The organism is Pseudomonas sp. UBA6323 (assembly GCF_002439135.1).
Classification (GTDB): domain Bacteria; phylum Pseudomonadota; class Gammaproteobacteria; order Pseudomonadales; family Pseudomonadaceae; genus Aquipseudomonas.
The window spans coordinates 1-1,785 of record NZ_DJSX01000061.1 but is presented as its reverse complement, the minus strand read 5'-3'; the positions used below and the strand labels follow the sequence as shown (position 1 = coordinate 1,785).

Annotated in this window: 2 protein-coding genes; one reads left to right on the top strand and one right to left on the bottom strand. The window is 65.5% G+C overall.

Annotation, left to right across the window (positions count from 1 at the left end; genetic code table 11):
* Nucleotides 1-60: 60 nt before the first annotated feature.
* Entirely contained in the window at nucleotides 61-1,002 is a 942-nt protein-coding gene (locus B3P22_RS14305; RefSeq protein ID WP_296271425.1) for an alpha/beta hydrolase, read from the bottom strand.
* A 122-nt stretch (nucleotides 1,003-1,124) separates the two neighbouring features.
* Here B3P22_RS14305 and B3P22_RS14300 point away from each other — a divergent pair, with 122 nt between their 5' ends.
* Nucleotides 1,125-1,706, top strand: a complete 582-nt coding sequence (locus B3P22_RS14300; RefSeq protein WP_296271424.1) for a DUF6436 domain-containing protein — start codon at nucleotides 1,125-1,127, stop codon at nucleotides 1,704-1,706.
* Nucleotides 1,707-1,785 lie beyond the last annotated feature (79 nt).

The following is a 1,785-nucleotide window of genomic DNA, read 5'->3' as shown; positions in this document are numbered from 1 at the left end:
TCCGGCGCTAACGCCCATCGCGGATAAACCCGCTCCTATCTTTTGTGAGGCCGCGGGGAATCACGCTAGTCGCTCACGCAGGAAATCGAAGTAGCGCCGTCGCAGCGCCTCGTTCTCGTTGGCCAGGTGATGGCGCGCCTCGGTCAGGCGCAGAACCTCGGGCTGACGGAACTTGTCCTGCAATACCTCGAGGTTATAGCGCCAGTCCACCGTCATATCCGCCTCGCCCTGAATGATCAGCGGGCTGTGTTCACTGCGCCCGGCCGCCTCGATTCTCGGCACCCACTGAGCCAGCGCACCGACCCAGGAGGTCGGCAGGCTGCGCGGCTGCAGCGGGTCGAGGTTGTGCACGAAGTCGATGAAGGTGGCGTCACTGGAGTTGTCGCTGAAGCGCCGCGGGATCTCGCGCACGAAAGGGCTGAGCAGGCGATAGCTGAGCTTCGACCAGCCCCAGGCACGTGGCCGCACCAGCGGCGCGAGGAGGATGCTCTGCCCTAGCTCCGGCCGTTTGCCATCGGCGAGCAGATAATCCAGCAGGATCGCGCCGCCCGTGCTCTGGCCACACAGATGCCAGGGTTGTGGCAGCCCGAGCTCGCCGGCCTGCTCGAACAGGCCACTGAGAACCTGCTGATATTCGGCGAAGTCACTGATGCTGGCGCGCGCCCCGCTGGACAGGCCATGCCCCGGCAGGTCGCAGGCGAGCACGGCGAAATTCATGCTCAGTGCCCAGTCGACCACGTGCCGGTACAGGCCCATATGGTCGTAATAGCCATGCAGCAACAACAGGGTGCCTTGCGGCTCGGCCGGCGCCCACAGCTGCACGGCAATCTGGTAGCCGGCGGCATTGAAGCTGCCGAGGCGGTTGTCCAGCCCGGCAAAGCGCGCAGCCAGGTCGAAGCCGTAGAAGCTGCGATAGGCCTGCAGTGCGGGCAAATCCAGGCGTGCTGCGGCCAAGGGTCGCAGCAGAGGGCGGAGTTGATCGGGCTGAAACGGCTCTGACATAAGGCTTTCCATCAATTGCGGGCGACTGTTGGGCGATCCCGCGACAACTCCTCAAATGCTGCGATATTCAGCTGCCAGGCGCATCGTGGCAAGCTACACGCCCTTTTTTACCTGGCCCGATCATGCCCCGCCTGTCCCGCAAGAACCTGCTCATTGCCGTGCTCACCCTGGCCTCGCTGGTCGGTCTGGCGCTGGCCTACCGCTGGTTCGAAACGCGTTACCTGCGCACCTTCGACGAGCGCGCAGCAGTGTTCTCCGGCGCCGAGCTGCAGCTGCCCGCCGAGCTGAGCGGACCCGGCACGATCCGCCTGGTGCACTTCTGGGACCCAGCCTGCCCGTGCAACGTCGGTAACCAGCAGCATCTCGCCGAGCTGATCGAACACTATGCGCCGCAAGGCGTGCAGTTCCATGTCGTACAAAAGCCCGGCAGCCAGGGCCGCCTGCCCGCCGAACTGGCCGCGCTGCAGCCCTTGGGCGAACTACCCGGCAGCGCCAACCTGCCGGCCAGCCCCGCCGTGGCGATCTGGGACAGGCAGGGCCGACTGGCCTACTTCGGCCCTTACAGCGAAGGCCTGGTGTGCAACTCGAGCAACAGCTTCATCGAACCCATACTCGAAGCGCTGGCAGCCGGGCGCAAGGTGGATGCCAGCAACACCCTGGCGGTGGGCTGCTTCTGTGAGTGGGCCGAACCCGACGCCGAATGACCCCGTAGGGTGGGTTAGCGACGCTCGTGGCAAATCGCACAGGCGCCGCGCAGGTAGTGCGTCGCGTAACCCACCAGGC